This window comes from Streptococcus oralis (genome assembly GCF_001579025.1).
GTDB classification, from domain to species: Bacteria; Bacillota; Bacilli; order Lactobacillales; family Streptococcaceae; genus Streptococcus; species Streptococcus oralis_X.
The window spans coordinates 717,419-725,183 of the sequence record NZ_KQ970235.1 but is presented as its reverse complement, the minus strand read 5'-3'; the positions used below and the strand labels follow the sequence as shown (position 1 = coordinate 725,183).

6 protein-coding genes and 1 pseudogene are annotated in these 7,765 nt (G+C 34.1%); all 7 read right to left on the bottom strand.

Annotated elements, in window-relative coordinates; translation table 11 throughout:
• Window positions 1–101: 101 nt before the first annotated feature.
• The 7 genes and pseudogenes from aac(6') to SORDD27_RS03415 all read right to left on the bottom strand — a co-directional run bounded on the left by aac(6') (window position 102) and on the right by SORDD27_RS03415 (window position 7,617).
• Complete coding sequence (gene aac(6'), locus SORDD27_RS03445; protein WP_061427308.1) at window positions 102–530, bottom strand: aminoglycoside 6'-N-acetyltransferase; 429 nt, start codon at window positions 528–530, stop codon at window positions 102–104.
• Between the two features lie 342 nt (window positions 531–872).
• Window positions 873–2,555, bottom strand: coding sequence for an ABC transporter ATP-binding protein (locus SORDD27_RS03440; RefSeq protein ID WP_038806087.1), 1,683 nt, complete (start codon window positions 2,553–2,555; stop codon window positions 873–875).
• A 2-nt stretch (window positions 2,556–2,557) separates the two neighbouring features.
• Window positions 2,558–3,294 (bottom strand): annotated as a pseudogene (locus SORDD27_RS03435) (ABC transporter ATP-binding protein).
• Window positions 3,295–3,427: 133 nt separating this feature from the next.
• Window positions 3,428–4,168: an ABC transporter permease gene (locus SORDD27_RS03430; RefSeq protein WP_038806085.1), complete on the bottom strand. Its 741-nt coding sequence runs from the start codon at window positions 4,166–4,168 to the stop codon at window positions 3,428–3,430.
• Between the two features lie 277 nt (window positions 4,169–4,445).
• Entirely contained in the window at window positions 4,446–5,075 is a 630-nt protein-coding gene (locus tag SORDD27_RS03425) for a TetR/AcrR family transcriptional regulator (protein ID WP_038806084.1), read from the bottom strand.
• A 137-nt stretch (window positions 5,076–5,212) separates the two neighbouring features.
• Complete coding sequence (gene rlmD / locus SORDD27_RS03420; protein WP_061427306.1) at window positions 5,213–6,568, bottom strand: 23S rRNA (uracil(1939)-C(5))-methyltransferase RlmD; 1,356 nt, start codon at window positions 6,566–6,568, stop codon at window positions 5,213–5,215.
• A gap of 74 nt (window positions 6,569–6,642) precedes the next feature.
• Window positions 6,643–7,617, bottom strand: a complete 975-nt coding sequence (locus SORDD27_RS03415) for a DUF1002 domain-containing protein (protein ID WP_001227377.1) — start codon at window positions 7,615–7,617, stop codon at window positions 6,643–6,645.
• Between the last annotated feature and the right edge of the window lie 148 nt (window positions 7,618–7,765).

Sequence of the window (7,765 nt, the reverse complement as noted above, 5' to 3'; positions counted from 1 at the left end):
TTCGTTATTGGGGGATTCCCACCCATCAAAAATTTGTTCTTTCAAGTTAACACACTTTCTAAAGATACATAAAGTTTAACAAGTTTATTCACGTTTCTAAATTATAATTTTTTCTTAAAATGAATAATTCTATTTGCCTCCTGAAATCCAATATTGAGATGAAATCTTATAGAATCCGTATTCGTTAAAGTACAGTCACTTGCAAATTCCTTACATCCTTTATTTTTCGCCCATTCCTCACATTTTGTACAGAGATTTTTAGCAATATCCTTTAAACGATATTCCTCGTCGACAATAATCCCTTCTAAGAATCCAACAGGACTATATTTACAACCTTCAACATAATCAAATCTAAGTGAACATAGTGCTAGACCTACAATTGTATCACCTTCAACTTCAGTAAAGATTGCAGTATTTTTGACATTCGTATATTTTTTTACTTCATCAAAAGCTTCTTTATCGGTCAATTGGGGCCATAATTGTTTTATTAGTTTAGCCGTTTTTATAGAATCTTTTGTTATTCCATCCATATTGATGTTCCTCCGCAAATTACAAGCAAATGTTTCGAATCATGCTGTTACTTTGTTACTCATTGATTGATACCAATACCATCCCCTTCTACTTTTCGACTGTCTCAGATCGGAAGAGTAGAGCCACGCACTCAGCGGTTCGGACTTACCGTATCATTTCGTCGGTTTCCTTCCTCATTCTACGAGTCCTATTGTATGGGAGATCATTTACTTCTACTTCGCTGATGCCTCAGCTCGTACAAGCAGTGATACTGCCTCAACGTGTGGTGATAGCAAACTTCTATATTATAGAACGAAAGTGATAGAGTGTTTTATAAAATTATACTATAAAACGAAAGAGAATTACACACTCAACTCAAACAACTTATAAAACTCACCTCTCCTATCCATCAAGTCACAAAAAGAACCATCTTCAACAATGACGCCTGCTTTCATAAAGAGTATCCTATCATATCTTTTCAAAATGTTCTCATTCAACTTGTGGGTTACTACGAGTGCAGTTAAATCTTGAATATCCAAGATTGAATTTTCAATTTCAGTAGTTACTTGATTATCCAAAGATGAGGTTGCCTCATCAAATAATAAGATTGGTGTTTTTCGAATCAAGGCACGTGCAATACTAAGTCTTTGTTTTTGTCCGCCAGATAGATTTGAGCCATTCTCTCCACATAAAGTCTGTAGACCAGATTCACTTTCTAAAACATAACTTTCTAAACCTGACTGCTGTACAGCTTGCTTTATTTCCTCATCAGTAAAGGATTGATTAAGAGTAATATTCGTTTTTAAAGTATCATCAAAAATATAAACGTCTTGCTGAACAATTGTCATTAAGTTATAAAGACTCTCTGCTGAAATAGCTTGTATATCTTGATTATCAATTGAAATATGTCCACTTGTTACATCGTAAAAACGCAGTAATAGATTGAGAAAAGTTGATTTCCCACTCCCTGACATTCCTACAATTGCAATTTTTTCCCCTTTTTGAATCTTCAAAGATAAATGGTTAAAAATATTTTCTTCAGTATTAGGGTAAGAAAAGTCTATATTTGAAAAAGAAATAATATCATCGAAATATTCTTTCGCTTCACCAGTCTGAAGTTCTGTTACATCTTTTACCTCAAATGCATCTAGTGTTGCCTGACCTTCACGGAATTTACTTATTCCCATACCAACTTCATTTAGTGGCATTACTACAAAATTGACCAGTTGAACAATAGCTGTTACACTTCCAATTGTGGTATGGCCATTAAAAACAAGATACATTCCTCCACCAAAGGCTACCAAAAAAACAATCATCCCTGAAAGCTGCGAAATAACATTAGCTAAAACATCAAATTTCCCTTTTATAAAATTTATTTCATCAAATTTTTCACTTTCATGACTATAATCCTCACAGATAGACTCTTTCACATTAAAACTTTTGATAACAAGAAATCCTGCTAAAATATCTTTAACCTTAGCTAAATACTTCTGATCTGCAATCATAGCACTATTTTGTAGAGAGGCTGATTTTTGTCCAATAAATCCTGAAATTATTATCGGAATAACACTAGCAATGATAACTAATAAGGTCAAAAACCAATTACCTATAAACATAGCTAGGAGTGAAAAAATCATTAAGGAAAGGTTTTTTGAAATATTAAAATACTGGTGTAGATAATCTTGCTCGATTTTCTTCATATTTTCGGTTAATACAGAAATAAACTTCCCTGATTTTTCTTTAGAAAAGTCTCTATAATCGCTATCTAAAATAGATTGGAACACCTTGTTTTTGTATCTTGACATGATTTGCCTAACAAGTTTATTTCTCAATCGAAGAGATATAAAATTGAGTCCTGCATAGATGAAAATAACACTAGCTCCTACTAGTACCGCTTGAGTTAAGGCATCTTCATTTTGGGACATACCACTATCAATAATACCTTTAATAGAATAAGCAAAAGCAATATTAGTTAATGGTACCAGTATATTAAATATCATGAAAGCATAAAAAGCCTTCTGATGATTCTTTATCAATTGTTTCATCCTTAATCTACCTCATAATTTTTAATATCATTTAGAAAATGAGACATAAAATATTCTTCTAAGTTAATATTCTCTCTTCTAATCTCTTTCATAGAGACCTGTTCTACAATTTCTCCATTTTTGATAAAACCAATTTTATCTGCTATCTGTGAAATTTCCGATAATATATGACTCGATATTAGTATTGTAATTCCATGCTCCTTAGAAAGCGACAACAAAAGATTTCGAATTTCTTGAATTCCTATTGGATCTAAACCATTGATTGGCTCATCTAAAATTAACAATTTAGGTTTTGTTAGAAAGGCACGAGCTAAACCAAGCCTTTGCCTCATTCCTAACGAAAAATCTTTTACTTTTTAGTCGTATTTTTTAATCCGACCATTCTTAAAGATCTTATTATATCTGATTCAGTAATATTTTTCTCCATATAATGAGCGTGAATTTCCAAAATTTCTTTTGCAGTGCAATTATCATAAAAAATTGGTGATTCAATAATACTTCCAATCTGACTTAGGATTTCTTCTCTGTGTTCTTGTAAATTTTTCCCAAAAATCTCAATACTACCTGATGTAATTGTAGATAAGGATAACATACATTTCATTAACGTTGTTTTTCCAGCACCATTCGGTCCTAAAAAACCGTAGATTTCTCCTTCAGCAATTTGAAGATTGATACCACTTAAAATTTCTTCTTTATCAATTGTTTTAAAAACTTCTTTTATTTCAACAATATTTCTCATTTCTATCTCTCTTTCTATATCTAGCTTTAAACGCAAGAATTGTTCTCCCAGAGCATAAATATTAATTTATACAGTCTCTTTTTATAGAAATCATTAAGGAATTCTCACTTTCCTTCAATTAAACTCGGGTATGCTACTTGATACTAATATCTTGTCTTGAAATATCAAGAATTGAAAATGAAATAATCATTAAACTTATGAAACTTGCAAATATCAAAAAGAATAAGTTATCAGCAATATTATTAGATAAACTTCCTGGACTTACATTTGAAAGTAATGCTGCTAAACCAAGTCCTGTAAGCATTGTTATAGCTGTTGAATGCTTAATCATACCTAAAACAAATGGTAGTAACCCTATTAGTACTGTCGCAAACGTTATTCCAGCTAAGTTAATTAATTGACTAGCTACAGGGATATAACTAGATTCAGTTACAGCAGCCATGAATCTAATGAATAATTGAATCACTAAATGTGCAGAAAAATGGGCAATAAATGCTACTAGAATGACTGAAATAATTTTTCCCCATAGTAACTTTATTTTAGAAATAGGGTAAGAAAACAACTGAAAAATTGTTCTTCGTTTAAATTCATCAATAATAATCGTAGACAATAAAAAAGATTCAAAAATCAAAAATGCTGCTTTTGTAAATAAAGATGAAAACAATGAAGCTACAATTGCCCACCCTTCCCATTTACCAGTAATACTAATAACATTAGAATCCTGTCCAGTGAATTCTCCTAGTTTATTGTCAGTACCTAAACCCATAATAATGATTGCTGTAATACCTAACACTATAAATATAGTACACAACCAGGCTAAAAATAATTTAGATTTAGAAACTTTATTTAATTCAATTTTAATAAGCGACAACATAGATTATTTCCTCCAAAGCGTAAATAAAGAATAGACTATTCAGACTAATCTCGACAAATATTTAAAAATAAGCTTATTCTTCAAACAATGTTACTATACATACTATTGGTATGTATATACTGAAAACAAACATACCCATGGTATGTATAATAGATTTTTAATAACACACTTAAAGTATGTTATTTTTTAATTATAAATTATGTAAGATAATTTATTCAATTGATAATACATAAATAGAAATTAGTATTAACAAGAATCTCATGCGATGACTTAATTACTATTTTTTTAAGTGATCGAATAAGTTGAAAATCACCTCCATCATTTCATCAGAAATTAACTGTACCCCTAGACCTTCAAAAGTAAGTTTAATGAAATTCATTTTGCGCTTTAATTCTACTAATGAAAAAACGGAAATTTGAAAACCAATCCAAATATTTAGTGTTAAAACAATTAAATCTGCTAGCTCTTCTGGATATTCTGTTTTAATAGACCCATCTTCAACTCCTTCGTAAACTTTTTCTCTAATTTCGGGTAAAAAATCAGAAAATAGACCTAGATACTGCTCCCCTAACAAACGTGGACTTCTTAGCATGATTGAGGCAGAGTATACTAGCCTTTGGTGTTCAAAATTAGAGAAAGAGTCCATCAAAGAATTTTGTATCTTTTCTAATCCAGTATTTCCTCTCCAATTATAATTTAAAATTTCTTGATTATTTTCGCTAACGATTGTTTGAAGTATATCATATTTAGACTCAAAATGATGATAGATAACACCTTTTGTTAATCCACCTAAGCCATCTATGATATCTTGGATTGACGTATTATCGAATCCTTTTTCTAAAAATAAGTTTTTAGAGACCTCTAGTATTTTTTTTCTAGTTTCATGTGAGTTTCTATTCCTTGCCATTTTAGTCCCTTTCTATCATACCAATGGTATGTAATTCTATTGTAGTGGAAGTAACTAATAATGTCAAGTTCTTTATAGGAAAATGCAAAAAAGCCTTAAAATCAAGGCTTTTGATTATCCCTTTCGTTACAAGGTTTTTACGCTTTTACAAGCAAAGCTACACACTCCACGTGGTGCGTTTGAGGAAACAAATCCACCGGCTGGACTTTCTTCAGTTCATATCCTAACTCTTGATAGAGTTTGATATCACGCGCCATGGTTGCGACATTGCAAGAGATATAGGCAATGCGGTCTGCTCCTGTTTGAGCACTTGCCTTGATAAAGCTTTCGGTCAAACCCTTGCGTGGTGGGTCGACCAAGATAACGGTTGGTTGAATACCTTCCTTGAGCCAATTCTTCATAGCATTTTCAGCTGTGTCACATACATAGTGGGCGTTTGAGATATTGTTTAGTCGGGCATTCTTTTTGCTATTCTCTACTGCTTCTGGAATCACTTCAACACCATAGACTTCCTTGACATGCTTGGCAACGGATAATCCAATCGTTCCAATCCCAGAATAAGCGTCAATCACCACATCATCTTCTCTTAACTCCGCAAAGTCAATAGCTGTTTGATAAAGTTTTTCTGCCATTTCTGTATTGACCTGGTAAAAGGCTGGCCCAGATATTTGAAAGTCATTTCCCAACATCTGATCCGTAATATAGTCTTGACCATAAAGAGTCTTCCACTCCTTGCCGAAAATCGCATTGGTATTTCGGTCATTGATATTTTGCATGACAGACACAATCTCTGAGAACTGCTTGATAAGTTGTTCAATCAACTGTTCCACTCGGAAAATTTTAGGACGTGTAGTCACTAAGATAACCATGATTTGTCCGGAATAGTGCCCGCGACGCACCATAAGATTCCGAATCAAGCCAGACTGTTCCTTTTCATCATAAGGTTTCAAATCATAGCGACGAAGCAAATCTCGAAGAACTACCACAACTTGGTCAATGACAGGATCCTGGATGAAGAAATCTTCAAGGGGCATAAGGTCGTGCGAATTTTTACGGAAAAAACCAGTTTCCAGGACACCATTCACTCGACGAACGGGCACCTGGGCCTTATTTCGATACTGGATTGGATGTTCCATACCAAGTGTTTCAGCAACCTCTACATCTCTAATGCAAGCAATCTTGTAGAGACTGTCTTTGACTTGTTTGGTTTTAAAATTGAGCTGCTCTGGATAGGCAAGATGCCCCAAATCAGCGATACCTGAGCGTAGATAAGCTAGGTCAAGGTCTTGGTTACGATGCGGAGAATGTGTAAGGTATTCTTCAACTTTCCCGTAGCCAATCTTTTTATTGACCTTAAGGACTCGCATGAGGATTTTCTCAGTTGGTAGAGCATTTTCTACAAAGAAAACCAAACCTTCTACCTTAGCAACTCCAGCACCTTCATGGGTCAAATCGACAATTTCAACTTCTACAATATCATTTTTCTTTAGCATATTTTTCACTTTCTATCGGCCGACAAAAAAAGACGGCAACATTTCTGTTACCATCTATTATATCATGAAATGACCTAAGCACCAAAACTCTTGAAAAAGTTGACAATGGCTTGCCAAAGGGAGCTAAAGAAGTTACCCCCGTCTTCTAGCGCTTTATTGGCATCAAAGTTGAGGTTGATATTTTTAAAACTATCTCCAGCTTGAGAGACAATGCTTTCCTTGAGGTCATTTAGGGTTTTAGTGAAATCAGCATTATTCAAGATGTCGCTCTTTGAGAGATTAAGGGCAAAATTGATGATGATGTTGACCTGGTTTCCTGTTATAACCTGATCAAGTTTGTAGTTTTTTAGTGTGTCTTCAACGATTTTGCGAACATCTTCTTCTGTCAGATTGCCTTTTGCTTCTTTTGCCTTTGCGATTCCTGCCTTGATATCTGCCAAAGCGACATTGAGTTTATTGGCATCGTAGCCTGATTTGTCCTTGTTTTCAGCATTAATATCGGATAAGGCTTTTAGCTCCTCTTGGGCCAAGTCTTTATTGGCTTGCGGTACTTTAGCACCATTGGCCTCTAACGAGTAGTAAATCCCTGCAAGGGCGCTCTCACCTGTAACTGGAATAGGAGCTGCAACTGTGATTTTTGCATGCTCCACTCCCAGCGTCACTGCTGCGTTACGGTACATATCTTGCGTCACCTTGGTGATATTTTCAGGCGTTTCAATCTTGACCTCTAGAGGCGACTTATCACCTAGCTTTTGAATCTTGGCTGATGAATAGAGCTGTAGGCTAGCATCATTAGCCACATTCATGATTTTCGAATAGATATCAGGTGTCATAGTTTTGATATCTTTGGTGTCTTTTGATGCATCATAGCCAAGTTTGCTAAGAGTTTGATTTTTCTGGTCTTCAGATAGAGAAGAACCTAGAACGTATTCTGGTTGAACATAGGTTTCATCGATTACTTTTTGAACATCGGTTGCTGCATGGACACTCGTCATAGCTGTTGCGGCCCACAAAACTGCAGCACTTGTTAGAAAGAATTTCTTTCTCATGGGATATTCCCTCCTTTACCTTTCTAGGGTAATAAAACAATCTTAAAGAAAGCTTATAGTGAAAAACACCTGGTCAAACCAGATGCTTAAAAGAAATTAAAGAATTTCATAATATAGAGATTAAATCGTACCTGTCTCGAGTAGTAAT